Genomic DNA, 25,807 nt, shown 5'->3' on the forward strand with positions numbered 1-25,807 from the left:
AAAGCCGCGCGTCAGGCAGTGCAGCGTCTGCAGGGCTCGCCGTCGGAGCGTCAGAAGAAACCGGTGACGACTCCTGCCCAAATTCGAAGACAAACGCACGTGGATGCTGCCCGTGGTCGACAAGCAGGGCCGCTACCTGGGCTTCATATCCAAGTCGCGGATTCTGAACGCCTATCGCGAACAACTGGTAAAGATTCAACAATAAAAGTCCGCTGCATCGCGCTTCGCCACGGCCCGGCCGAAAGGGACGACCCTGCAAAGAAACCACTTTCTCATGACTCCGATCATCGATTTTTCCCGCTTGTACTCAATGAACGACTTGCACTTTGCGATTCGCTTGTACTCAATGAACGGCTCGCACTTTGTGACTGACTTATGCTCAACGATGCACTTGCTCTTTGTGATTCGCTTGTACTCAATGAACGACTCGCACTTTGCGATTGGCTTGTGCTCAACGAACTACTTGCTCTTTGTGATTCGCTTGTACTCAATGAACGGCTCGTACTTTGCGACTGACTGATACTTGTACTTTCAGACGCTGAATTGTACAATCCAACATCAATATTTGTCAAATTACTATCATTGATAGTCACATTAGCATTTCCAGCAGTATTGAAATAAGAATTCCCCACAACTGTGTAACCTGCTGGTGGAACTACAGTTATCGTATAGTTACCACTGATTTGTTCAGTAAATGTATAACCACCATTTGCATCGGTTGTTGTCCGTGCTACCTCATTACCGTTACTATTCTTTAAAACGACCGTAACACCTGATTTAACTTGCTCCCCAACATTTTTGATACCATTTCGATCAGTGTCTTCGTAAACTGTCCCACTGATCGAATAGGTAACTTTTGGTAAAGCAGAATCTTTGATCCCACCAAGATACAAACCAGAAACTGCAGTTGTTGTTTCTGCCCCACTAATATAGGCTGTTTTTAATGTGTCACCTTCTTTGGTATAGCGACCACTTAATTGCGCAGAGCCTGAATCATACATATACTGTACAGTTGAAGCCGTTTTAGGATTACCAGAAGCTGAAGCGCCTACTATTCCGATCTTCAAATTGGCTAGATCAGATACCGAACCAGTGAAAGCTGTATTAAATGTAAATGTGTGTCTTCCAATAGTAAGAGCTCTAGTTGAAACATATTCTGCCCCTTGAGAACTTGCACGGGCAGAGTTAGTTGCCCCTTTAGCTAATGACTCTGCTCTAGTAACTTTACGCGTGCTTTGACCATCAACTTTTACATTAGTTGGAGCACCTAAATTAGGATCTGCATCAGTATTGATCCACAATCCAGTATATGCTCCGTAATCTCTCCAGTTTTTTGTTGTCAACACCGAACTAGCATCATAAACGACTGTCCAACTGATCGATTTTGTAGCTGCATCATATACTGCAGTAACATTTGTTAGTGTATTAGCAAAGTTGTTGTTACCGCCAAACCAGATCCCTTTTGTTCCAATAAAATCATCTACCGTAAAGGTCGTCTTAGTCCCATTTGTGACAGATCGCAAACTCGAACCTGTGATCCCTAATTCAGCAAAACTCATTCCTTGCCATTCAGGTCGTGGTAAGATCGAAGTCATACGATAGTTTTTAGTTCCATCAGCTGCGGTCGTCACTTCATATATCCAGCCATCTGATCCTACTTCGTATGTTTTTTCAGCTGTATCCGAAATTCCGGTACTATTATTTTCAGTACTATTCAATGATAGGCTGTTACTTTCAGGTAAAACTTCAGATTCACTGGTGGAAGTTGATCTGTTGTCATTTGAAGTGCTTTGCGTATTACTCTCGCTTACATTAGAATCGGAGGTGCTTTCAAATTCAGAACTTGTAGTTTCTTTCGTTTCGCTACTTACTGTAGTATCTGTACTTTCAGAAGTTGAAGTGCTCATAGTTTCTGAAAGTGACATTGAAGAACTTATACTATTAGAAATGGATCCCGATTCTGATACAGAGATCGAAGTTGATTCTGAGCTTGATACTGAAACTGAATTTGAAACACTAGTTGTATCAGAAGAACTTGTACTTCCAAGCGTCACTGTCTCAGCGTTAGCGAGTATGTCAGCTTGATCTGTTTGTAATTCAAGTGCTTTTTCGACTTGATCAGCTGATACGACGCCTTGAGTAACAAAAACGCCTCCAGCCAGTGTTCCGGCGGTGGCAACACCCTTGATCAATTTTTCGGTCTTCGAATCTAATAGGCTATCACTATCAATGTCAGATTTTTGTAAAACTTCTTGTCGGACAACAACATGCTTATCTGCAATACCTTTAAATATTTTTGTCAAACCGATATTTGATATAAGAGAACTTACCCATTGCTTACCCGACTTATACATCTTGACCCGTGTTTTACGGTCGGTTTCAATATAATTATTTTTATATTTCCTTTCTTTCATCGCATTCTCCTAAAATTTTAGCAAAAACTTATTTCTTCCATTACGTTCTTAAGTTATTCTATAAAAATTTAGGTTTATTTTTATTGTATAAATCAGCAAATAATTGTACAAAAGATTTAAAGTTTATTATTTTAAATTGTAAATTTTAACTATTTTTGAACATTTAATTTAATTAACTACAACTTTTATTATTGAGACTTTATTTGTTGACATCCAAATAAATTTACGTTTATCGATCCTTAAATAAATTGTGATAAATCTATAAAAGACTTGCTCTTACTGGCAAATATCCTTATCTTTATATATAGGTAATTATAAAAAGTCGGGTCACAGAAAGTTAAAATGTAAGAGACCACAATGACAATTATTTTCATTACGAAAGGAAAAGCTATATTTCTCTCTCAAACACGTGTTGTTTGCTTACATTCTATATAGCAGGCTAATTATGAAATTCATCGCTATCGTTGGTACTAACGCTACAAAATCCTACAACCGTAAGCTCCTTCAGTTCATGAGTTCACATTTTGCTACGCAAGCACAGATCGAGGTAACTGAGATAAAAGACATTCCTCTCTTTTGCGAAGATTACGAACAGACACCCCAAAGCGTTTTAAATCTAGCTCAAAAGCTCGAAGCTTCTGATGGAGTGATCTTTGGAACACCTGAATATGACCATGACATTCCAGCAGCTTTAAAATCAGTGATCGAATGGCTCTCTTGGAAAGTCCACCCTCTAACAAAACGTCCGGTGATGATCGTCGGTGCGTCTTTGGGAAATTTGGGGACTGTCCAAGCCCAAGAGAGTTTACGGCGGATCCTCGATTCTCCTGGTCTGGGTTCTTTTGTATTGCCAGGCTTCCAATTTTTACTTGGACGTGCCGAAAATGCCTTTGATGAAAAAGGTAATTTGATCGACCAAGGGACAGTTTCCTGGTTAGAACAATGCTTTAATGGCTTCATCCACTATGCGACTGCGCTTGAAAAATTACAACATGCCCAACAAGTACAGTCAAAAAACGAATACATCCCGTCTACTCCAGCGCTTAAACAACAAGAAGCTAAAAGTGCCTTACAAGCACTTGATAAAATAGATACCACTACTGGTGCTTCTGAAACTACCGATATGAGTTTTGAAGAAGCTAATGGGATCAATTTTGTCCTAGATGATGATACTGAGTTTAGTTTCCCTGATGAACAAACCGGTGCCTCAGAAACAGCCACAAAAACCGAGACGCTCGAAGAAGAACCACCAGCTTTGATCTACACTGAAGATGCCTTGACTAGCGCTTCAGAATCGACTTCAACTCCAAAAAAAGGGCAGGCTCCTGCTCCTGCCCAAATCGACACAACAACAGGGGCATCAGAAAGCTGATGGAAGATTTAGCACATAAAACTATCCACAAAACTTATCGTGGATTGGGGACAAATATCTACTTAACAGCTTTTGGAGGTGCTAAAATAAGTGACCTTGATGATAGTTATGCTCTTCTCCAAGCTTATGAAACAGCCTTGACTGTTAATCGCCCAGCTTCAGAACTGATGAGCGTCAATTACGCGGCCGGGATCAAGCCCATTGCAGTCAGTGACTCGACCTATCAACTAACTAAACTTGCGATCAAGACCAGCCAAGAAAATTTTGGGTTTAACGCCTTGATCGGACCACTCGTCAAATTGTGGAAGATCGGTTTTAGTGGGGCAAATGTTCCTCCTAGAGAAGCGATCACATCACAACTTTCTTTGATCGATCCTACACAAGTCGAATTAAATGATGACAAATTCACGATCTTTTTAAAACAAGCTGGGATGCAACTTGACCTTGGAGCCATCGCTAAGGGCTATATCGCTGATCGTATCAAAGATCTCTGGGCGGCTAAAGGGATCAGTAGTGGAATGATCAACCTTGGTGGCAATCTGTTACTTAAAGGACACGCTCCACATCATCCAGATGGGTTATGGCGGATCGGCATCCAAGATCCGTTCACTAAACGGGGCCATCCTATCCTTTCAGTCAAATACGGTCCTTGTTCAGCTGTCACCAGTGGTATCTATGAACGCCTGTTAAAAACTAACGGCAAAACTTATCACCACATTCTTGATCCTAAAACAGGTTATCCACATGAGAATAACTTAGCTAGTGTCACCGTTTTGACTAAAACATCAGTCCAAGCAGAGATCGAAACGACACGACTTTTCTTTGCTGACGGTCCACAACCTAGTTGGCAACCGACCTCCGAAATCTATGGTGCTATTTTTATTACCAAAGATAGAACAATTCAGGTCTGCGGACTTGATCCAGCTGATATTTTCCTATTAGATGATTCTTTTAAATTAGAATTCAAATAACATATATCACTCAATGCAAACAAGGGAGCTACCGCGATGAATTTTCATCATAGTAGCTCCCTTGTTTGCATTGGGAAACATCTTTTATCGGATCTTGATTTTATAAAAAAACCGAGCCACTCGCACCTGCGAGCAACTCGGTTATGATAATACTATTTCTTTTTGCTCTTTAGAGCTTTGCGTTTAGCTTTTTCAAGTTTACGTTGCCGAGCTTTTTCAGCTCGTTTCTTTTCTTCACGTTCACGCTGGATCTTAAACGGATTATTGATCACAAGTGTTTGAACAACTGAAAAGGCGTTCGTGATCACCCAGTACAATGAAAGGGCTGCGGGCACATTTAACGCGGTAAAGAAGATGATCAGTGGCATCCCATAAGTCATCATCGTTGTCATCATGTTTTGTTCTGGTTGAGATTTGACACTTAACCAAGACGTCGCAAACGTAAATAACGCTGCTAAAACTGGCAAGATGAAGTATGGGTCACGCCCACCCAATTGCATCCACAAGAAATGCCCTGTCTTCAAAGTTTCTGACCGGTAGATCGCTTGATACAAGGCGATCAAGATCGGCATTTGAACTAAGATCGGTAAACATCCAGCTACTGGATTGACTCCGGCTTCAGCATAGAGCTTTTGTTGTTCTTCCCGCATCTTTTGCATGGATTCAACATCTCTATCTGGATATTTAGCTTGCAATTCCTTTAATTTTGGTTGCAATTCACTTGTTTTACGCATACTGCGCATTTGGTAGATCATCAACGGTAAGATCACGATCCGTACGATGATCGTAAAGATCACGATCCCCCAGCCATAATTATGGCCAAAAATGTTGCTCAAGGCTTCGATCGCCCGAATAAAGTTCCATACGATGTAATGATCCCAGATCCCAGTACTTTGGGCATTAACAGGATCAGTACTACAGCCGCTCAAAAAGAGCATTAAACCTAAAACGCTAATGACAGCGGCCAGTCTTTTCCCTTGCTTCATTTGCATTTACCTCACTTCGCAAATTGGTCATCCGACAATACTCTTGCCAAGTGCAAGACATGGATCAAATTCTTCTTTGCATCAGCTGTTGAAATTCCAGCAGCACTTGGGCGCGCGATCACGATAAAATCGCAATCTTGTTTTAGCTGCGGCTTTAATTCGGTCAAGCTCTGACGAATCCGACGCTTGACCCAGTTACGTGCGACAGCATTCCCAATTTTCTTACCGACGGAAATTCCGACGCGAAAATGCTTTTGCTCGGGCTTTTCGATCATGTAGACCACAAACATACGGTTCGCACATGACTTACCCTGGGTAAAGACTTCTTGGAACTCCGCTTCCTTCTTGACGCGGTATGATTTTTTCATAACCCATCTCCAAATGATTTGAAAAGTCCGCATATACTAAAAAAGACCACTGACGGTCCAGTGGCCTATGCAGACAATACTTTTCTACCTTTACGGCGTCTACGTGCTAACACATTACGACCGTTGCTTGTACTCATGCGTTTACGGAAACCGTGTACGCGTTGGCGATGGCGTTTCTTAGGTTGGTAAGTTCTTTTCACAACAGAACACCTCCTTTTATACAATGTTACTTAATATCCTACAAAAAACGTAGCTTGATGTCAAGTTCAGACTTACTTTGTAATACTACCATATCTTAGCTAAAATTCAAAGTTTTTTTTCAGTTTTCACGGCAAAAAAGTAGCTGCTTTTGCTGTGCTTTTTATGCACATTTTATCCACTTTTACGCTTTTTGGCTGTCGATAAAATTTTTACATCCACAGCGTAATCCCCAAAATCATCCACAAATCACAGCCTGTCAATTTCTGCCTGTCAATTTGTAAATAACCCTATGTGCATAACTCCTATACCTCTTTAATATCAAGGAATACAGCTTTTATCATTTTTTGTGTATAACTTTTATAAAAAATAAGCTATCCACATTTCTACCCGCCTTGTGGATAACTTAATCAACACCCTGTGATTTATTTTTTACTTTTTTTACCCAACCTGTGGAAAACATTTTTTTTTAATGCTACAATAGGAGCATGCAAAATTTATCAAAAAGGAGGGATCTTAGTGCTCGATCTTGAAACTTTATGGCAGTATATCCGCGATAAATTCGAAGCTGAATTTTCGCCGATCGCATTTACCACTTGGATCGCATCTGCGCAACCACTACAGCTCACCGATAATACTTTAGTCGTTGAAGTGGCTTCTAAATTGCACCAAGACTACTGGAAACAAAACATTATTCCGCAGATCACTTCGCTACTTGCAGATAATCTTTCAACTAAGATCACGATCTTAGTTAAGACTGTTGACGAGCCCAATCCCTTGGCCGAAGCTGAGCCTGGACCCGAAGTCAGGTCACTTGAGTCTAAGTCACCTGCACCCAAAAAAAGCACCCCACTAAATGATAAATATACTTTTGAATCATTTGTGGTCGGTAAAGGCAATCAGTTGGCCCATGCAGCTGCACTTGCAGTCGCTGAAGAGCCTGGTGTCTTCTATAATCCGTTGTTCTTTTATGGCGGAGTTGGTTTAGGTAAGACCCACTTGATGCATGCGATCGGACATCAGATGTTAGAAAATAACCCTAACGCTCGCGTCAAATACGTAACTAGCGAATCATTTGCCAATGATTTCATCAACTCGATCAAATCTAAGCATCAAGAAGAGTTTCGCCAAGAATACCGCAATGTTGATCTCTTATTAGTCGATGATATCCAATTTTTCTCAGATAAAGTTGGAACACAAGAGGAATTTTTCCATACATTCAATGCTCTTTATGATGATAAAAAACAGATCGTTTTGTCTTCAGATCGCCTACCAAACGAGATCCCTAAGCTTCAACAACGCTTAGTCTCGCGTTTCAAATGGGGATTATCTGTTGATATCACCCCACCTGATTTGGAAACTCGGATCGCTATTTTGCGTAACAAAGCCGAAGCCGAACACCTTCAAGTCCCTGACGATACTTTAAGCTATATTGCCGGTCAGATCGATTCCAATATCCGTGAATTGGAAGGAGCTTTGATGCGTGTTCAAGCTTATGCCAAGCTAAATGGTCAGCCCGTTTCAACGAGCTTAGCCGCAGAAGCTTTGCAAAGCTTGAACGGTGCCCCTCAGGCCAAAGAGCTTTCGATCGCGATGATCCAAGAGAAAGTTGCAAAGTTTTTCCACGTTACTGTAGCTGAAATCAAGGGAAAAAAACGTGTCAAAACGATCGTCATCCCACGCCAGATCGCAATGTATCTTGCGCGTGAGTTGACCGAAGCTTCTCTACCTAAGATCGGACAAGAATTTGGTGGCAAAGATCATACTACTGTTATTCATGCACATGAAAAGATCAGCGAAGCACTCAAAAGCGATGACGAGCTCAAAAAAGCAGTTGCTAAATTACGTGCTGAATTACGCAATTAACAACTGCCTGTGGATCAATGTGGATAAACCTCAACAGTTATCCACAAGTTATCAACAGGTGATTTCTTAGATCTTCAAAGAGTTTAGGGCTTTTTCCACAGTATAAACAGCCCCTACTATTACTACTAACTTTATTAATAATATATATTTAACAAACAGGAGGAATTTTGCCTTATGAAATTTACGGTACATAGAACAGCTTTCATCCAATATCTAAATGATGTTCAACGTGCTATCTCATCTAAAGCTGCTTTAGAGATCTTATCAGGGATCAAATTAGATCTATCTGAAGATGGTCTAACAATGACGGGGAGCAACTCTGACATCTCGATCGAAACAGTGATCTCGATCGCTGATGAAAATGCAGCTTTAAACATTGAAAAAGCAGGGAGTGTGGTTTTACCAGCACGTTTCTTCAACGAGATCGTTAAAAAGTTACCAGAAGACAGCTTGAGTGTAGAGGTAAATGATCGTTTCCAAGCAACGATCAGATCTGGGTCAGCCGAATTTATCATCAATGGTCTAGATCCAGATGATTATCCACATTTACCGGAGATCGATTCACGTGAACAATTAACATTGCCAGGTGATGTATTAAAACAAGTGATCAATCAAACTGTGATCGCAGCTTCTAAGCAAGAAACACGTCCGATCTTGACAGGGATCCATTTAGCGATCAAAGATGGTCAACTTTTAGCTGTAGCAACTGACTCACACCGTTTGAGCCAACGAAAACTTTCTTTAAATGGTGATAGTGCTGCCGATTACGACATCATTGTTCCAGGACAATCAATGAACGAGTTAGCTAAGATGTTAGGTGATCTAAGTGAAGACATCGAGATCCAGATCTCAGAAAATCAGATCCTCTTCATCTTAGGTAATACTTCCTTTTACTCACGTTTACTCGAAGGAAATTATCCTGACACTGAACGGTTGATCCCACAAAACTCAACAACAACGTTAGAGATAAATGCTCCTGCTTTCTTACGTGCGATCGAACGTGCTTCGTTACTTTCACATGAAGGACGCAATAATGTGGTCAAATTGTCGATGCAGTCTGGGACAGCTCAAGCAACACTTTACAGCAATTCCCCTGAAGTCGGAAATGTTGAAGAAGAATTGACCTTCAACAAACTGGAAGGAAATGATCTAGACATCTCCTTTAACCCTGACTATATGAAAGATGCTTTGCGTTCCTTTGGTCAAAGTGAAGTAACTTTGAACTTCACGATGCCACTGCGTCCATTTACCTTGGTCCCAAGTGAAGCTCAAGGCGAATTCATCCAATTGATAACCCCAGTTCGAACAGTCTAAAATATTTGTGCTTTAGAGGCCAAAGGCGGGTGGCGATTTGACCACTCGCCTTTTATTTTTCTCTGAAAGGTACAAATAGAATTTAGAACGCATATATTCAATTTCTGGGCCGGTTTTACTGTCTAGGGTGTCATAACACTCAGATGGGTCAAATCAGCTCAGAACGCGTTTAATTGGTTTCCATGATTGTGTTTAGTTTTTAAAAAAGGTATAATTTAATGAGTACTAAAAGGAAAGCGAGGCATTTTTTTGAAAGAAGAAATTCACTTAAAAACACCGCATATCACCTTAGGCCAGTTGCTTAAAATTGCGGATCTAGTTTCTTCTGGCGGTCAGGCAAAGTGGTTCTTACAAGAATACGCTAATGACATCTTAGTCAATGGTGAGCCGGAAAACCGTCGTGGACGCAAGCTTTATCCTGGAGATAGTGTTGAGATCAAAGATCAAGGCAGCTATCTATTGAAAGAAAGCTAGCTAAGACAATGTATTTAGAAGAGCTGGAACTTCGCAATTTCCGTAACTATCAAAAGGTAGCGGTCAAATTTTCACCACAGATAAATGTCTTGATCGGAAAAAACGCTCAGGGCAAGACCAACCTGTTAGAGGCGATCTATGTTTTAGCGATGGCGCGTAGTCATCGGACAAATAATGAGCGTGAATTGATCAGCTTTAAACAAAAAGAGGCATATTTAAGTGGGCGGGTAATGCGTAAGTTAGGTAGCTTGCCGTTAGAGATCAGTTTGAGCCGTAAAGGTAAAAAGGCTAAAGTCAATCATCTCGAGCAAGCGCGCTTATCCCAGTATATCGGTAACTTAAATGTGATCTTATTTGCACCAGAAGATCTCAGTCTAGTCAAGGGTTCACCTGCGATCAGACGGCGCTTTATCGATATGGAATTTGGTCAGATCGATCCACGTTACCTCTATAATTTGACGCGGTACCGCATGATCTTAAAGCAACGAAATAATTATCTAAAACAACTCCAGCAAAAAAAAGCGACGGATACGCTCTATTTAGAGGTCTTGTCAGAACAGTTAGCCCAATTTGCTGGGGCGATCATTGTGAAACGACTGGAATTTTTAGTAGAACTTGAGCGCTATGCAAAAGCGATCCATAGTCAGATAACACAGGATAAAGAGCAATTAGCTTTTAGTTATGAAAGTAGCTTGAAAGAACCAAGCCAAGCTACTGAAAATGAAATTACCGAAGCCTTAAAAAAAGGTTTTGCAAATTTACAACAAAAAGAAATTTTTCAAGGGACGACCCTTTTAGGGCCACATCGCGATGATGTTGTTTTTAAGGTCAACGGACAAAATGTTCAGATCTATGGTTCGCAGGGGCAACAGCGAACGACAGCTTTATCGGTCAAATTGGCAGAGATCGAATTGATGAAACATAAGACGGGCGAATACCCGATCTTATTACTAGATGATGTGTTGTCTGAGCTCGATGGAAATCGACAAACGCATTTGTTAAAGACGATCCAAGGGCGCGTCCAGACCTTTTTAACGACACCTGGATTAAATGATATTACCCAACAGTTGATCAAAGAACCAAAGATTTTTCATATTGATGATGGCCAGATTTCTGAAAATTCAGAAATGGATGAAAATCACATCGACTGGGTTTCAGAAGACAAAAATAAAGTTGTTACATTTTATCCAAAAAATGAAAAATCCAAGAAAGGACAGTCTACATAGAGATGTAGCGGGTACTAAACGTGACAGAAAAAGAAACGCTTGAAGAAGTAAAGGAAGAAAAAGCCAAAGAATATGATGCCAGTCAGATCCAAGTCCTTGAAGGCTTAGAAGCCGTGCGCAAGCGTCCTGGGATGTATATTGGCTCGACTAGCTCACAAGGTCTGCACCACTTAGTATGGGAGATCATCGATAACGGGATCGATGAAGCTTTAGCGGGCTTTGCCGATGAGATCAATGTGATCGTGGAAAAAGACAATAGTATCACGGTCAAAGATAATGGACGTGGGATCCCGGTCGATATCCAAGAAAAAACGGGCCGTCCAGCATTAGAAACCGTCTTTACTGTGCTTCACGCCGGTGGTAAGTTTGGCGGAGGCGGTTATAAAGTCTCCGGTGGTCTCCACGGGGTCGGGGCTTCAGTTGTTAACGCCCTTTCAACGAGCTTAGATGTTCAAGTTAGACGTGAAGGTGATACGAATATCTATGGAATGGACTTTAAGCTCGGTAAAGTCGACCATGTGATGGAAGTCGTGGGGCAAAGTCAACCACATGAACACGGGACAACAGTGCATTTCTTGCCTGATCCAGATATCTTTACGGAAACGACTATCTATGACATCAAAGTTTTGACGACGCGGATCCGTGAGTTGGCCTTTTTGAACAAGGGATTAAAGATCACGATCGATGATATGCGCCCAGAAGAACCGACCCATGAAGAATTCCACTATGCTGGTGGGATCAAACACTATGTGGAATTTTTAAACAAGGGCAAAGAAGTTCTTTTTGATGAACCGATCTATGTGGAAGGCCAACAAAAAGGCATCACAGTTGAAGTGGCATTACAATACACAGATGATTTCCACTCCAACTTATTGACCTTTACCAACAATATCCACACTTATGAAGGTGGGACCCATGAATCAGGGTTCAAGACGGCTTTGACGCGCGTTATCAACGATTATGCACGCAAATCTGGTCAGTTAAAGGAAAATGAACCTAACTTATCTGGTGAAGACGTACGTGAAGGCTTGACAGCAGTTGTTTCGGTCAAGCACCCTGATCCACAGTTTGAAGGGCAAACTAAGACTAAATTGGGTAACTCCGATGCTAGAGCTGCGACAGATAAGACATTTTCCGAGACTTTCAGCAAGTTCATGCTGGAAAATCCAAATGTAGCACGCCGGATCGTGGAAAAAGGAATGTTGGCGGCTAAAGCTCGTGTTGCAGCTAAACGAGCGCGTGAAGTTACGCGTAAGAAAAATGGTCTCGAGATCTCCAACTTACCGGGAAAATTAGCTGATAACACTAGCAAAGACCCTGAGATCTCAGAATTATTCATCGTCGAAGGGGACTCTGCGGGTGGTTCAGCTAAACAAGGGCGTTCACGTTTGACTCAAGCTATCTTACCGATCCGTGGGAAGATCTTGAATGTGGAAAAAGCCACATTAGATCGGATCTTGGCCAATGAAGAGATTCGTTCATTATTCACAGCTTTAGGCACAGGCTTTGGGGATGACTTTGATGTGGATAAAGTAAATTACCACAAATTGATCATCATGACCGATGCCGATGTCGATGGAGCTCATATCAGAACCTTATTGTTGACGTTATTCTACCGCTTTATGCGTCCAATGATCGAACGAGGCTATGTTTATATCGCACAGCCACCATTGTACCAAGTGCGCCAAGGCAAGATGATCCGTTACATCGACACTGATGAAGAATTAGAAGAAGTATTAGGTCAATTACCACCAAGTCCAAAACCAGTTATCCAACGTTACAAAGGTTTAGGTGAAATGGATGCCGAACAATTGTGGGAAACTACGATGGATCCAGAAAACCGACGCCTTTTACGGGTCGAATTATCGGATGCGATGGAAGCAAATGAAGTCTTTGAAATGTTGATGGGCGATCAAGTCGGCCCAAGACGTCAATTCATCGAAGAAAATGCAACTTTCGTGGACAATTTGGACGTTTAATAAAAGTAGACAATAAGTTCTGCACATAATGCACAGGATAGTGTGAATAAACTGTGTATAAGTTTGTAATTTATGTAAAAAGTAAGAAAAGAAGTGGAGGCACAGGACGTGGTAGAAGTACCTAACAGAATTAGCAATGTTGATTTATCCAAAGTCATGCGGACCTCATTTTTAGATTATGCGATGAGTGTTATCGTTGCGCGCGCTTTACCTGATGTGCGTGATGGCTTGAAGCCTGTTCACCGCCGGATCTTATACGGTATGAATGAATTAGGTGTGACTCCGGATAAACCATATAAGAAATCAGCCCGGATCGTTGGGGATGTTATGGGTAAGTACCACCCTCATGGGGACTCGGCGATCTATGAATCGATGGTCCGAATGGCGCAAGATTTTAGCTACCGTTATCTCTTAGTTGATGGTCACGGTAACTTTGGTTCGGTCGATGGTGATGGGGCCGCTGCGATGCGTTATACCGAAGCTCGGATGTCTAAGATCACATTGGAGATGTTGCGTGATATCAACAAAGACACGATCGATTTTCAGCCAAACTATGATGGCACTGAACGTGAACCAGAAGTCTTGCCCGCTCGTTTCCCTAACTTATTAGTCAACGGAGCGACCGGGATCGCAGTCGGGATGACAACAAATATCCCACCACATAACTTGGCTGAAGTTATTTCAGCTTTGCATGTGTTGATGGAAAACCCCGATGCAACGACGGCAGACTTGATGGAAGCTTTACCAGGGCCTGATTTCCCGACTGGTGGGATCGTGATGGGCAAATCTGGGATCAGAAAAGCTTATGAGACTGGAAAAGGCTCAGTTACTTTACGTGCTAAAGTCGAGATCGAAGAATTAAAAAATGGCCGTGAACAGATCATTGTGCATGAGTTACCATACATGGTCAACAAGGCTAAATTGATCGAACGGATCGCTGAATTAGCTCGAGATAAGAAGATCGAAGGGATCACCGACATCAAGGATGAATCTGACCGTGAAGGGATGAGGATCACGATCGATGTGCGCCGTGATGTCAGTGCTTCGGTCGTATTGAACAATTTATACAAATTGACCTTGATGCAAACTGCCTTTAACTTCAACATGTTGGCGATCGTTAATGGGACGCCACGAGTCTTGAGTCTAAAGCAGATCTTGACATATTACTTGAAGCATCAAGAAGAAGTTATTCGTCGTCGAACACAATTTGATCTGAAAAAGGCGCAAGCAAGAGCACACATCTTAGAAGGTCTGCGGATCGCTTTAGACCATATCGATGCGATCATCAATATCATCCGTAATTCTAAGAGTGGTGATATCGCTAAGGATCGCTTGATGAATGAATATCATTTGAGTGATAAACAAGCCCAAGCGATCTTGGATATGCGTTTAGTTCGTTTGACTGGTCTGGAACGTGAAAAGGTCGAAGCTGAATATCAAAAGACGATGGAAGCGATCGCCGATTACAAAGATATTTTAGCGCACGAAGAACGTATCTATCAGATCATTTACCAAGAATTATTGGAGATCCAAGAACGCTTTGGCGATGAACGCCGGACTGAACTTATGGTCGGTGAAGTCTTGAGCATTGAAGATGAAGACTTGATCGAAGAAGAAAATGTTGTGATCACTTTGACGCATAACGGTTACATCAAGCGTTTGCCAACAAGTGATTTTAAAGCACAACGGCGCGGTGGTCGTGGCGTCCAAGGTATGGGCGTGCATGATGATGATTTCATTGAACACTTGATCACGACTTCGACCCACGATGAATTATTGTTCTTCACAAATGTGGGTAAAGTTTATCGCATGAAGGGCTATGAGGTCCCAGAATATGGTCGAGCTGCTAAAGGGATCCCTGTGATCAACTTACTAGACCTCGATAAAGAAGAAAAGATCCAAACAGTGATCAATGTTGAAGCTGATAAGCGTGATGATTCGCACTTCTTATTCTTCACCACAGTCAAAGGTACAGTCAAACGGACTTCCGTGACTGAATTTGGTAATATCAGAAAGAATGGGTTAAAGGCGATCTCCTTACACGATGGCGATGAATTGATCCATGTTTCGATCACAGATGGTGAACAAAACATCATCATTGCAACTCGTGGTGGTTATGCCGTCAGCTTTGCTGAAACAGCTGTCCGCCCAATGGGACGCTCAGCTGCTGGGGTCCGCGGTATCCGCTTGCGTGATGAAGATCATGTCATCGGGGCTTCGATCTTGCGTCCTGATAGTAAAGTCTTTGTCATCTCTGAAAAAGGCTTTGGTAAGCAGACACCGGCTAGCGAATATCCGATCAAGGGTCGTGGTGGTAAAGGTATCAAGACCTCAAATATCACTGCCAAAAACGGTGAACTCGCTGGTATGACAACGGTCAATGGGGACGAAGACATCATGGTCATCACGAATAAGGGTGTTATGATCCGCTTTAACCTCGCTAATGTTTCCCAAACAGGTCGGGCAACACTTGGGGTCAAGTTGATCAACTTAGATGATGATGCTACGGTTTCAACGATGGCTAAAGTCGAAGCTGAACCCGCTGAAGAAGAAAAGACTGAAGAATAAAACTGTGGATAATTAAAATTTATTCCAAAAATAATTTATCCACAAAAAAATCCACGGTACTTTTAAGAGTACTGTGGATTTTTTGCGTCTATAGATAATTATTTACGGACAACACTGATACGTTCTTTGATATGGTCACCATTTTGGATCTCATCAGCCATGGCAAGCGCGTAATCAGCATAACTGATGATGCTTTCACCACGGTCGTTAAGGGTCAATTCTTCACCAGCAAGGATGTATTCACCCGTACGTTTCCCGTCAACTTGGAAATCAGCGGCTGGACTGATGAAGGTCCAATCAACATCATCATGTTTGCGTAATTCTGTTAAGGCATCAGTTTGAGCTTTGGCTAAAGCGTAAAATTTTGCTGGGAAATCTGGTGTGTCGACTAACTGAGTCTTGTGTTCGGGGTCAACATAGAGGCTACCAGCACCTCCAACGATGATCAAACGCTTGTCTGTCTTGGCCAAAAGAGCTGTTAGATATTTGATAACTTCAACGTGAAGATGAAGTGTTTCTGGTTTCCAAGTCCCGAAAGCAGAAACAACGATCTCAAACTCGCCAAGATCGGCTTTAGTGAGATCAAACAGATCTTTTTTAATATATGTTTGCGCATCAGTTGTATTTTCATCTTTGCGCCCAAAACCAGTAACATCATAGCCACGAGCAACTAATTCCTTGATAACGTGACCAGCGACCCGACCATCAGCACTAATTACAGCAACTTTTGTCATAATAAATTCCTCCATTTTGTTGTAATTTTAATTATTACATTTATTTGATGACATTATCCTATCTTCTTTTTGATGTAATGTCAATAGTTACAACTTTGGAAATTTTATTTTTTTATGTTTACCTATAATTAGCGGAAATAAATTTTTTGAAAAAAGAAAAAAATTTCGCCAACAATTGCGTATTTATAAAGTGTAGTCGTAGTTCAAAGTCCCTTGCAAAATAGTTTTAATAATGTTATAATTCTATTTCGTGAGTATCTAAACAAAATTAGCTTTAGATTCTCCTTGTTCTTACTTTAGATAAAGAACCAATAGTCCATAAGGAGGTGCAAACAGTCATGACAAATTATGAAATTACTTACATCATCAACCCATCACTTGACGAAGCAGCTAAGAATGAATTAGTTGAACGCTTCGACAACATCTTGAAAAATGATGGTGCTGAAATCGTAGAATCAAAAGACTGGTCTAAGCGTCGTTTTGCTTACGAAATTGGTGGTTTCACAGAAGGTGTCTACCACATCGTAAACATCAAAGCTGAAAACGCAGACGCTATCAACGAATTTGACCGTCTTTCCAAGATCAATGATGGTATCTTACGCCACATGATCGTTAAACGTGAAGACTAAGATAGACTATAAATAAAGTAAAGGAGGAAATGAACTTTGATCAATTCAGTTGTTCTAGTAGGTCGTTTGACCCGAGATCCTGAACTGCGCTACACGCCTTCAGGGGCAGCCGTGGCAAGCTTTACTGTCGCGATCGACCGTCGTTTCACCAACCAACAAGGTCAACGTGAAGCTGATTTCATCAATTGTGTAATGTGGCGTAAAGCAGCCGAAAACTTCGCTAACTTTACCCACAAAGGTTCCTTAGTAGGGATCGAAGGACGGATCCAAACCCGTTCTTATGAGAATCAACAAGGTCAACGTGTTTATGTTACTGAAGTTTTAGCTGAGAATTTCTCACTTTTGGAATCCAAGGCTGAATCAGAAAGGTATCGTGCCCAACACGGCAGCAGTAACGCTAATGTGCAAGGTTCAGCTCCTTCAAATGATATGCAGTCATCTAATCCATTTGGGACTCCAGCAAATAATCAGACCAATGATGCTTTTGGAGGTAATGGTTTTGATACCAATACAAACAATAGTAACAATGCTGCTGATCCATTTGCAGGTGGTCAACAGATCGATATCTCAGATGATGACTTACCATTCTAAAATTGACAGGAGGGAAATCTAATGCCACAACAAAGAAGAGGCGGACGTCGCCGTCGTAAAGTTGACTTCATCGCTGCTAACCACATCGAATACATCGACTACAAGGATACAGACCTTCTTAAGCGTTTCATCTCAGAACGCGGTAAGATCTTGCCACGTCGTGTAACAGGTACTAGCGCAAAGAACCAACGTAAACTTACTGTTGCGATCAAACGTGCACGTATCATGGGCTTATTGCCATTCGTTGCCGAAGATTAATCAAAAAACGTCTCATTGTGAGGCGTTTTTTTGTTTGGATAGATTTTTTCGAAAAAAAGTTTTTAAAAATTTCGTTTTTTAAAGGCGAACTATTATATTTTTTTATTGGGTATTATACGATTTATCGCTTAAAGAGTAAGAAAGATTTTTAAAAATCTTATTAGTAAATCTTTGATTTGTAAAGGTATAACCATGTATGTGGATAAAGTTGTGGAAAAGTCGAATATAATAACCGAACTTTGTCTAATATGAAAAAAATATAATTTAAATTCTTAAGAAAAAATCAATAAAAAAGTTAGCCATTTTGGGTCATTTAGGTGTATTATAGATATGTAGATTGATGATGAATCAATCTTCTCCCCTTTTTATGTAGTAAGTGATAACTATCTTAGATTTACTTTAGGATAGTATTTCCCCAATAACATAACCTTTTTCTCCGTGATTTTCCCCGATCACGGAGTTTTTTTATGTCCATAAAAAAGATGTGTAGCAAAAATGTGTTTTAGAATATAAAACGCGAGACCTACCATCATGGTAGATCCCGCATTGTTGTGCACTCAGCGATGACTAGTGGAGCAATTAGCTTAGCTCGAGAGTCCTAGCAAACTCAGTTCCATTTGAGAGTACAGTAAAGCTTCTAAAGTCGATCGTGGTCGATGCATCGAGTTTAGAAGCTAGGCGCATTGGATCATCAATTTTGATATTTTGGTCGGTAAGCCAAGATATCACTTGAGGGATCGCCTGCGTTTCGCCATTTAGCAGTTGGATCTGGCGGTCGTCGGTTAACTTAAGTATCAGAGAAAAGATAAAACGCTCTGTCAGTTGAGGCAACGGTCGAAGCGTGATCTTAGCTAGATACATTCCTAGACAAGCCTGGGTGATCTGCTCGGGTGGTAGAGTAAGCATTAAATTGTCGCGGTCATCGAAGAGCTTGAGATGTGTTGCTTCAAATTGTGTTTTCGCAAAAGCAAGTGAATTTTTGCGAAATAAAATTGCAAGTGGCAGTTGGCGATTGGTTCCGTAAAATGTCCGCCCATTGAATTCAAGTATAGTGAAAATTGGTGCGGTATACAAATTAGTAGCTAAATCGGTAAAAACGATTTTTTTCATATTGGACCTCATTTCTATGAATTAACTAGCATAATTTATAAGCGTCATCTTCTGCACACTAGCCCCACCATAATGATAAGTGATATCGCTCAAGAGAGACAAGCGCTCTTTATAGAAGAAATGTGGTATTATTGAATAAAATAGCAATGAGGGTGAAAAAATGGTCAAAGGTTTGGTTTTAAGTGCAATAATTTTTGTTCTAGGGGCGTTTGAACTTTATGCGACATATCGCTATTATCACAAATTAGTCGTCGCAGATCACAAAAATATGCTTTCTAGTAGCCGTTTGTGGTTAGGGATCATCAGTGGTGGCTTGTTATGCGCCCTTGGGATCTTCTCAGCTTTAGGGGTATTACAAGGTGTATAGCTTGAGAAAATGATCAGAGACTGTGATATTATCCGCTATTTGTCCTTCTAGTCGTCAAAATAACGCTAAGAGCCTCCAACACATGTTTGGGGGCTCTTGGCGTTATTTTAAAATACTAATTAAACAAACTCTTGACCCATTCGATGAAGCGGGTAAACCAGCCTTTAGCTTGTTCGACGGCTTCTTTAGCTTGAGCACTGTTAGCCCAGTCTTTAGCTTTATTCATCAAATTACCAGTCGAATCTTTAACGTTATTGATCGTGTTTGTCACGTTATTGATATATGTCTTGCTTGAGCTGATCGGTGAATTTTGGAAGTTTACCAAAGCACCTGAGATCTGTGTTACTTGCTCTGAGGTCGTTTGATCTTGAATACCACGGTCAGCTAAAGCCTTATTTAACATATCTTCGATGTCTTGTTTTGTAGCTAGTTCTTGGTTATCTTGCTTTTGTTGTGCCAATTGCTTGGACACATCACCAACAGCTGCCATCAACTTACCAGGATAAGTAGCATCATCTTTGTTGGCGTCGATCGCCGGTTGAGTCGCTGAAAGCATCTCGTTAGCTGTCGCTGTGTTTTCTGTGTTCAATGAAACGCCATCTTCGGCTAAGGCCTTGTAGACCCCAGTTAAGGCTGATTCACCTGAAACGGGACGGTTAGCGGTCACGACGATGCTGACATCAGTTACCCCCGCCATTTGTGCGACCATTGCATATTGTTGGGAAGTTACTTGGGTAATGTTGTTAGAACCATTGTAGTCTTTGATGTTGACTTTGACCCCAGAGCCAGGATCTCCAGGCGCGATCGCAACAGAGCTGATCATTGCAGCGTCAGTCGTATTGCTAGAGCCATTAGCGATATATTTATTGTAATCGGTAGCTGTAGCGGTCAAAGTCTTGAATGAAGAATCAGTTTCAAATACCTTAGCTAAATTTTGGCGTGCTTCTTGGCTCGTGCCGGATCCATAGACGACATAAGCGGAATTTAACGTATGTGTGTTACTGCTACTTGCGGCTAAAGCCTTGGGACTGATCAAAATTGCCCCTAAAAAGGTCAGCACCGCCAAGAATGCAGTTGCTAATTTTTTTAATTTCATCTCTAAAACACCTCATTGATTTTATATCTAGCTACATTTTAATTTTACCACCAGAAATCAATTCTTGTCTTTTAAGAAAAAGATATAAATATCGTAAGAAAAACTTAGGGAAATCAACATTTAAAAATCAAATTACACACAATATATAGATTTAATAAAATTAGAATTACAATATATTGTGTTTTTTAAGTTGAATTTAGCTGAAAGACATGGCTATAATAGTTACATTGAATTTTTTAAATGCGAAAAATCATTGTCTAGTGGAAGGAAGTTTTTAGATGTTTGAACGTTATCAAGATGTATTGACCCATTTACCAGAATATTCCAAGAATGTATTTCGGAAGGGATATTTCAAGTGGTTATTGAATCAATGTAAAGGCTGGGGATATTTTAGTTACTTTTTATTGGCGTTCAACTTTGTGCTCCAAGTTATTTCGTTGCTCCAATCTTTTGACCAAACCCCACTTCAGTCCCTGCTCGCTTTTGTTGGGGGCAATCTGTCTGTTGCATGTGTGATCGGGATCTCTAACTTATCAGGGATCCAAGGCTGGTGTGGTGCGATCTCAGCTATTTGCATCGCGGCAACTGGTTTTATGGCGAAAAATTATGCGACAGCTTGGGAACAGATCGGGTATTTGATCTTTTTAGATATTTTTTGTATTTTAGATCCAAAATGGAACGATGATATCCAAGCTGAAAAATTAGAAAGTGGGCTTGAATGGCTCAAATATGGCTTGTTTTTTGTAGTTGCTTGGTTATGCACATATACGATCTTTAGCTTTACTAATGATCCTAGGGTCTTTTTAGACAGCTTGAACTTAGCAATGGCGATCACGGGTGCACTATTGGAATTGAACCGTAAACGTGAACAATACTATGTTTTCACACTAGCATCGATTTTTACGATCGCTTTATGGGTCCAAACGATGTTGCAAGGCGATGGAAATTTTGCCTTGATCTTTAGTTATAGCGTCTTTTTCCTAAATGACATGTATGCCTTTTTCAGCAAGAACAGCTGGTTTAGAGGGGAAGTCTCAAAGAAAGCTTAAAATTTAGTTTTGAATTGCTGACAATAAATAGTTGCGGGCGTATACTTAAACTAAGTGAATAACTTAACTCATAACACTAAGCTACGGGTCGACTCGTGGCTTTTTATTTTGGGCAAAGCAACTTGATTTTTCAAGCTATTATAGTCATACTTACTGAGAGTCAAACTCGTTTGTGATAGAATAAGTAGCAGAAGTATAAAATTAGGTTAAGAATTGGGAAAGGAATGCGGGGATAAACCAGTGAAAAAATTTTTTAACAAAGATTTTTGGCAACTGCCTGAATTCATGTATGACAGACATTTGCGTGTGTTAGCTTGGATGCTGGCGCTTGTAGCGGTCATTTGTGTGATCCTGGCCTTTAGAACCAATATTATTCTAGGATATATCAGCGTGGTCTTTATGCTTATCATGACCGTAGTTGCCTATATTACTTTAAAGCAAGTCACTGAAGATACAACTGAATACATTTCTGATCTGTCATATCGGATCAAGCGTGGTGAACAGGATGCGTTGATCAAAATGCCGATCGGGATCTTATTTTACGACAAAGAGGGGTATATCGAATGGATCAACCCTTATATGCAACGCTATTTTGACAATCAAGAAGTGCTGGGCAAGCCGCTAAAAGAGGTCGATCGTCAGCTCTATGAGCAACTTACGGCTAAACAAGACAATAAGGACAAAGATATAGAAGTCAAATTGCATGGGCGCGCTTTTAGTCTGATGGTCCAAAAAGATATTGATGCACTGTATCTGATGGATGTGACGCATTATGCCAAGATCCGGCAAGAATACGAAGATACGCGGTTAGTCATCGGGCAGATCTTCTTGGATAATTATGATGAAGTTACCAGTGCGATGAATGATAAAGATATTTCTAACCTGGGAAATTTTGTGACGAATGCCTTAGCGGATTGGGCGAAAGAATTTGGTATCTACCTCAAGCGAGTCGATGAAGATCACTTCTTTATCTTGACTTATGCCAAGACGCTCAAAGTGTTAGAGAAAGAAAAATTCAAGATCTTAGATGAAGTGCGCAAATGGACGTCCAAGCAAAATTCGCCTGTGACGCTCAGTGTAGGGATCGCATATGGTGGTTCGGATCTGACCCAACTGGCAAAGCTCTCACAAAATAACTTAGATCTTGCCTTGGGACGTGGGGGCGATCAAGTCGTCGTCAAAGCGGTCGATGGCCAAGCTCGTTTCTATGGGGGTAAGACTAACCCGATGGAGAAACGTACCCGAGTTCGAGCACGGATGATCTCACAGGCGTTGACCGAATTGATGAACCAGGCCGATCAGATCTTTGTGATGGGACATCGTCATCCAGATATGGACTCGCTAGGCGCCTGTCTAGGGGTGCGGCGGATCGCAGCGATGAATGGTAAGCGGTGTTGGATCGTCTTAGATAAAGAAGATCTTCACTCAGATATTGAGCGTTTGTTAGAGGAGTTGGAACAATATCCAAATATCAAGGGTTCAATTATAACCCCGGAAATGGCTTTGGAAAAAGCTACTAAGGATAGCCTTTTGATCATGGCTGACCACTCGAAACCATCGATGTCGATCGCACGCCCACTCTATGATAAGCTCAAAAATCGCGTCATGGTGATCGACCATCATCGACGGGGCGAGGAATTTCCTGATAACCCGATCTTGGTCTATATCGAACCTTATGCAAGTTCGACATGTGAGTTGATCACTGAGCTCTTTGAGTATCAAGCAAAAGACAGCGAACCGATCAATAAGCTCGAAGCCACAGCAATGCTCACAGGGATCATTATTGATACCCAATCGTTTGCTTTGCGGACTGGGACTAGGACCTTTGATGCGGCGAGCTATTTACGTTCAGTTGGAGCGGATCTAGTGATGGCACGACATTTCATGAAAGAAAGTGTCACTAGCTACATGCAACGCAATCATTTGGTCGAACGGACTAAATTTGCTGAAGGAGACGCGATCTGTTGTGGTGAAGAAGATCAAGTCTATGATCCAGTTATCGCTGCTCAAGTTGCCGATTCACTGTTAAATGTCAGTGGTGTGGAAGCCTCTTTTGTGATCACTAAGCGGGCTTCAGGTAAGATCGGCGTTTCAGCGCGAAGCAACGGGACTAAGAACGTGCAGGTGATCATGGAAGAAATGGGTGGCGGTGGTCACTTATCCAATGCTGCGACCCAGATCGCTGATACAACTGTGAGTGCGGTCAAAGAACAACTGCTTGCAATTCTTAAACAAGAGCAGGAAAATAAAGAGTAGCAAAACTACGTATGGGAGGATTTTTTTATGAGAATCATTTTTACACAAGACGTACGCGGTAAAGGTAAACGCGGTGAGGTCAAGGAAATTCCTGATGGATACGCAAACTTCTTGATCAAGAGCAATAAGGCTAAGCAAGCTGATGCAGCAGCAATGAGCCAATTGCGTGGTCAAAAGAGAGCCGAAGCAAAAAAAGAGGCTGAAGAATTAGCTGAAGCAAAGGTCCTCAAAGAAAAATTAGAATCTGGCAATTATGTCGTTGAGATCAAGGCAAAAGCTGGCACAGACGGGCGTTTATTTGGTTCGATCACATCCAAGCAGATCGCTCAAGCCATGGAAAAACAACACGGCTTAAAGATCGATAAGCGTAAGATGGAACTAGCAGCACCGATCCGTGCAATGGGATACGCCAATGTTCCTGTAAAGTTGCACAATGAAGTTTCGGCTAAGATCCGGGTACACATCTCAGAACAATAAAATGCCTAACAATGAGGCTGTGATATATTTTTAGGGATGAATAAAGACATCTTCAATTCCAACGTTCGGATTTGAAGATGTCTTTTTAATTGTGTAACAGTCTCTTTAATATTTTCCAATAAGTTTGATCTCACAGCTCGCAAGCGAGACTAAGTTGACTTGTTCCAAAAAGTCATTAAAGTAGAAATGATTTTTTAAGTCGAGTTTATCTTTTAAAGCATAAACTTTTAAAAGATAATGATGGTCTCTATCAGGTGGAGTCGGGCCAACATAATTATTTTCGATCAATGAAAGATCAGTTTCTAAAAAGGGGGTCGCAAAGCTGTTTTTACCACTTAAATGCTTATGATCAATACGCGAGAAATTTTCTGGGATATTGATCAATTGTTTATGCGAAGTGGGAATATTCGCCACGACCCAATGGATCCAAGAAAAACCACAGACTGGTACTGCATCATGGTCGATCAAACTAAATGCCAAATATTTGGTATTAGTCGGGATCTCACAAATTTGAAATGGAAAAGATTTGATTGGATTTCCAAGTAAGCTATCCTGCATTGAAGCGCCTTTGGCATATTCAGCTGGGATAGTATAGTTTTTGAAATTTACGTTAATTTTCATTGTTAGACCTGCTATATAAAACGTGAACAAACGTAATCAAATATATCAAATGATTACATTTGAGAAAGAAATATAGCTTTTCCTTTCCTAATTTTATTTACTACCATCAACGCTAGTGTTCCCATATCCTAACAAGAGGGTAATGACATTGACTAGCTCAGATAGCCTAAGGGTGTAGCCCACCCCGTTATATTTTTAACCTATTAAAGCCAAAAGATTTTTTACTGCATTTTCATCTCTATCCATCAGCGGCGGCGGAAGCACCTCCGTACCTCCTATATAATGAATATCTCCCTGTTTGCTGAATAAAAGACTTCCTTCTCTTCTCAATATCCGGAATTGAAATTTTCCCGGCATAGATACCTTTAAAATCATGTTTTTCCTCCCTTTTCCTATAGCAAAAGTGGTGTCAGAATTACCTCGTAAGCGTCGTTACTATAGTTTTCTTCATATACAGCACATAAAACCTTTTCTCTGATTACTGCCTCATCCTCTCCGCTTTCCCTTTCTTTTAAAATTTCCAACCTCTCCATCCGGAATGCTTCCAGAATCCCCTTTTTTCTTCCGATACTGCCATAGGGAATGACTCTGTATCCCTTTTCCTCCCCTATGTCTTCTTTTAAAAGAAGTTTTTCAGCAAGGCTCTTTTGTATAATGATGACCGGCTCCTTACTGATAGGGTCCACAAGACCGTTTCCCGTGTCGATGAGTCCATATGTATCCGCCATGCGCCCCTTATGGTAAAGCCTGACTCTCAGGATACTGTTTTCTTCCTGAAAACGCTCTAACAGCAGGCGCTTCATTTTAATACAAAAAAGCCCCATAAATACCAAGGCGGCAGAGGACGTAAGCATCAGATAACCGCCTTTTGCTTCTTCTCCCC

25 protein-coding genes are annotated in these 25,807 nt (G+C 41.1%); 15 read left to right on the forward strand and 10 right to left on the reverse strand.

The genetic code is table 11. The features are described 5' to 3' along the window. Nucleotides 1–284: 284 nt before the first annotated feature. Entirely contained in the window at nucleotides 285–2,414 is a 2,130-nt protein-coding gene (locus Q9Q35_RS07350; RefSeq protein ID WP_304652796.1) for an SdrD B-like domain-containing protein, read from the reverse strand. Nucleotides 2,415–2,859: 445 nt separating this feature from the next. Here Q9Q35_RS07350 and Q9Q35_RS07355 point away from each other — a divergent pair, with 445 nt between their 5' ends. Both Q9Q35_RS07355 and Q9Q35_RS07360 read left to right on the forward strand, forming a co-directional pair. Beyond that, nucleotides 2,860–3,786: an NADPH-dependent FMN reductase gene (locus Q9Q35_RS07355; protein ID WP_304652797.1), complete on the forward strand. Its 927-nt coding sequence runs from the start codon at nucleotides 2,860–2,862 to the stop codon at nucleotides 3,784–3,786. Further along, entirely contained in the window at nucleotides 3,786–4,757 is a 972-nt protein-coding gene (locus Q9Q35_RS07360) for an FAD:protein FMN transferase (protein WP_304652798.1), read from the forward strand. Before Q9Q35_RS07355 ends, Q9Q35_RS07360 begins: the two co-directional genes overlap by 1 nt. Before the next feature lie 152 nt (nucleotides 4,758–4,909). Here Q9Q35_RS07360 and Q9Q35_RS07365 read toward each other — a convergent pair whose 3' ends face one another. The 3 genes from Q9Q35_RS07365 to rpmH form a co-directional block, all read right to left on the reverse strand. Then, nucleotides 4,910–5,743, reverse strand: a complete 834-nt coding sequence (locus Q9Q35_RS07365; protein WP_286294845.1) for a membrane protein insertase YidC — start codon at nucleotides 5,741–5,743, stop codon at nucleotides 4,910–4,912. An 11-nt stretch (nucleotides 5,744–5,754) separates the two neighbouring features. Beyond that, entirely contained in the window at nucleotides 5,755–6,111 is a 357-nt protein-coding gene (rnpA, locus tag Q9Q35_RS07370) for a ribonuclease P protein component (RefSeq protein ID WP_004049716.1), read from the reverse strand. Nucleotides 6,112–6,176: 65 nt separating this feature from the next. Continuing rightward, complete coding sequence (gene rpmH / locus Q9Q35_RS07375; protein WP_003701411.1) at nucleotides 6,177–6,311, reverse strand: 50S ribosomal protein L34; 135 nt, start codon at nucleotides 6,309–6,311, stop codon at nucleotides 6,177–6,179. 517 nt (nucleotides 6,312–6,828) lie between these two features. On the opposite strand from rpmH, the gene dnaA reads away from it, so the two are divergent. The 6 genes from dnaA to gyrA all read left to right on the forward strand — a co-directional run bounded on the left by dnaA (nucleotide 6,829) and on the right by gyrA (nucleotide 15,736). Beyond that, nucleotides 6,829–8,175: a chromosomal replication initiator protein DnaA gene (gene dnaA / locus Q9Q35_RS07380; protein ID WP_304652799.1), complete on the forward strand. Its 1,347-nt coding sequence runs from the start codon at nucleotides 6,829–6,831 to the stop codon at nucleotides 8,173–8,175. Nucleotides 8,176–8,349: 174 nt separating this feature from the next. Further along, entirely contained in the window at nucleotides 8,350–9,489 is a 1,140-nt protein-coding gene (gene dnaN / locus Q9Q35_RS07385) for a DNA polymerase III subunit beta (protein ID WP_304652800.1), read from the forward strand. 249 nt (nucleotides 9,490–9,738) lie between these two features. Beyond that, nucleotides 9,739–9,963, forward strand: coding sequence for a S4 domain-containing protein YaaA (yaaA, locus tag Q9Q35_RS07390; RefSeq protein WP_056958863.1), 225 nt, complete (start codon nucleotides 9,739–9,741; stop codon nucleotides 9,961–9,963). Nucleotides 9,964–9,971: 8 nt separating this feature from the next. Continuing rightward, nucleotides 9,972–11,189: a DNA replication/repair protein RecF gene (gene recF, locus Q9Q35_RS07395; protein WP_304652801.1), complete on the forward strand. Its 1,218-nt coding sequence runs from the start codon at nucleotides 9,972–9,974 to the stop codon at nucleotides 11,187–11,189. 20 nt (nucleotides 11,190–11,209) lie between these two features. Continuing rightward, nucleotides 11,210–13,168, forward strand: coding sequence for a DNA topoisomerase (ATP-hydrolyzing) subunit B (gyrB, locus tag Q9Q35_RS07400; RefSeq protein ID WP_304652802.1), 1,959 nt, complete (start codon nucleotides 11,210–11,212; stop codon nucleotides 13,166–13,168). A 108-nt stretch (nucleotides 13,169–13,276) separates the two neighbouring features. Next, nucleotides 13,277–15,736: a DNA gyrase subunit A gene (gene gyrA, locus Q9Q35_RS07405; RefSeq protein ID WP_304652803.1), complete on the forward strand. Its 2,460-nt coding sequence runs from the start codon at nucleotides 13,277–13,279 to the stop codon at nucleotides 15,734–15,736. 98 nt (nucleotides 15,737–15,834) lie between these two features. On the opposite strand, the gene Q9Q35_RS07410 is transcribed toward gyrA, so the two are convergent. Beyond that, complete coding sequence (locus Q9Q35_RS07410) at nucleotides 15,835–16,470, reverse strand: NAD(P)-dependent oxidoreductase (protein ID WP_304652804.1); 636 nt, start codon at nucleotides 16,468–16,470, stop codon at nucleotides 15,835–15,837. A 338-nt stretch (nucleotides 16,471–16,808) separates the two neighbouring features. Between Q9Q35_RS07410 and rpsF the strand changes: the two genes are divergently transcribed. From rpsF to rpsR, 3 genes are read left to right on the forward strand one after another with little or no spacing between them, the layout of a single operon-like run. After that, nucleotides 16,809–17,099, forward strand: coding sequence for a 30S ribosomal protein S6 (gene rpsF / locus Q9Q35_RS07415; protein ID WP_004049701.1), 291 nt, complete (start codon nucleotides 16,809–16,811; stop codon nucleotides 17,097–17,099). A 36-nt stretch (nucleotides 17,100–17,135) separates the two neighbouring features. Further along, a complete protein-coding gene (ssb, locus tag Q9Q35_RS07420; RefSeq protein ID WP_216547288.1) occupies nucleotides 17,136–17,690 on the forward strand; it encodes a single-stranded DNA-binding protein in 555 nt (184 codons plus the stop codon). A 21-nt stretch (nucleotides 17,691–17,711) separates the two neighbouring features. Beyond that, nucleotides 17,712–17,948, forward strand: a complete 237-nt coding sequence (gene rpsR / locus Q9Q35_RS07425) for a 30S ribosomal protein S18 (RefSeq protein WP_003695889.1) — start codon at nucleotides 17,712–17,714, stop codon at nucleotides 17,946–17,948. 579 nt (nucleotides 17,949–18,527) lie between these two features. Here rpsR and Q9Q35_RS07430 read toward each other — a convergent pair. Further along, a complete protein-coding gene (locus Q9Q35_RS07430) occupies nucleotides 18,528–19,058 on the reverse strand; it encodes a hypothetical protein (RefSeq protein WP_304652806.1) in 531 nt (176 codons plus the stop codon). 160 nt (nucleotides 19,059–19,218) lie between these two features. Here Q9Q35_RS07430 and Q9Q35_RS07435 point away from each other — a divergent pair, with 160 nt between their 5' ends. Then, nucleotides 19,219–19,425: a hypothetical protein gene (locus Q9Q35_RS07435; protein ID WP_304652807.1), complete on the forward strand. Its 207-nt coding sequence runs from the start codon at nucleotides 19,219–19,221 to the stop codon at nucleotides 19,423–19,425. A 115-nt stretch (nucleotides 19,426–19,540) separates the two neighbouring features. Here Q9Q35_RS07435 and Q9Q35_RS07440 read toward each other — a convergent pair whose 3' ends face one another. Continuing rightward, nucleotides 19,541–20,521, reverse strand: coding sequence for a DUF1002 domain-containing protein (locus tag Q9Q35_RS07440; RefSeq protein WP_304652808.1), 981 nt, complete (start codon nucleotides 20,519–20,521; stop codon nucleotides 19,541–19,543). 278 nt (nucleotides 20,522–20,799) lie between these two features. Between Q9Q35_RS07440 and pnuC the strand changes: the two genes are divergently transcribed. From pnuC to rplI, 3 genes are all read left to right on the forward strand, one after another. Further along, entirely contained in the window at nucleotides 20,800–21,570 is a 771-nt protein-coding gene (gene pnuC, locus Q9Q35_RS07445) for a nicotinamide riboside transporter PnuC (RefSeq protein ID WP_304652809.1), read from the forward strand. 240 nt (nucleotides 21,571–21,810) lie between these two features. Beyond that, complete coding sequence (locus Q9Q35_RS07450) at nucleotides 21,811–23,826, forward strand: DHH family phosphoesterase (protein ID WP_304652810.1); 2,016 nt, start codon at nucleotides 21,811–21,813, stop codon at nucleotides 23,824–23,826. A 27-nt stretch (nucleotides 23,827–23,853) separates the two neighbouring features. After that, entirely contained in the window at nucleotides 23,854–24,303 is a 450-nt protein-coding gene (gene rplI / locus Q9Q35_RS07455; protein WP_137420747.1) for a 50S ribosomal protein L9, read from the forward strand. 105 nt (nucleotides 24,304–24,408) lie between these two features. On the opposite strand, the gene Q9Q35_RS07460 is transcribed toward rplI, so the two are convergent. The 3 genes from Q9Q35_RS07460 to Q9Q35_RS07470 form a co-directional block, all read right to left on the reverse strand. Then, the gene (locus tag Q9Q35_RS07460; RefSeq protein WP_304652811.1) at nucleotides 24,409–24,924 is read right to left on the reverse strand and encodes a YbhB/YbcL family Raf kinase inhibitor-like protein; all 516 of its coding nucleotides are present in this window, start codon (nucleotides 24,922–24,924) and stop codon (nucleotides 24,409–24,411) included. Between the two features lie 195 nt (nucleotides 24,925–25,119). Then, entirely contained in the window at nucleotides 25,120–25,299 is a 180-nt protein-coding gene (locus Q9Q35_RS07465) for a hypothetical protein (RefSeq protein WP_304652812.1), read from the reverse strand. 17 nt (nucleotides 25,300–25,316) lie between these two features. Further along, nucleotides 25,317–25,807: sigma-E processing peptidase SpoIIGA (locus Q9Q35_RS07470; RefSeq protein ID WP_304652813.1), on the reverse strand; the 491-nt coding region annotated here is incomplete at its 5' end.

The organism is uncultured Ligilactobacillus sp. (assembly GCF_948826705.1).
In the GTDB taxonomy this organism is placed as follows: domain Bacteria; phylum Bacillota; class Bacilli; order Lactobacillales; family Lactobacillaceae; genus Ligilactobacillus.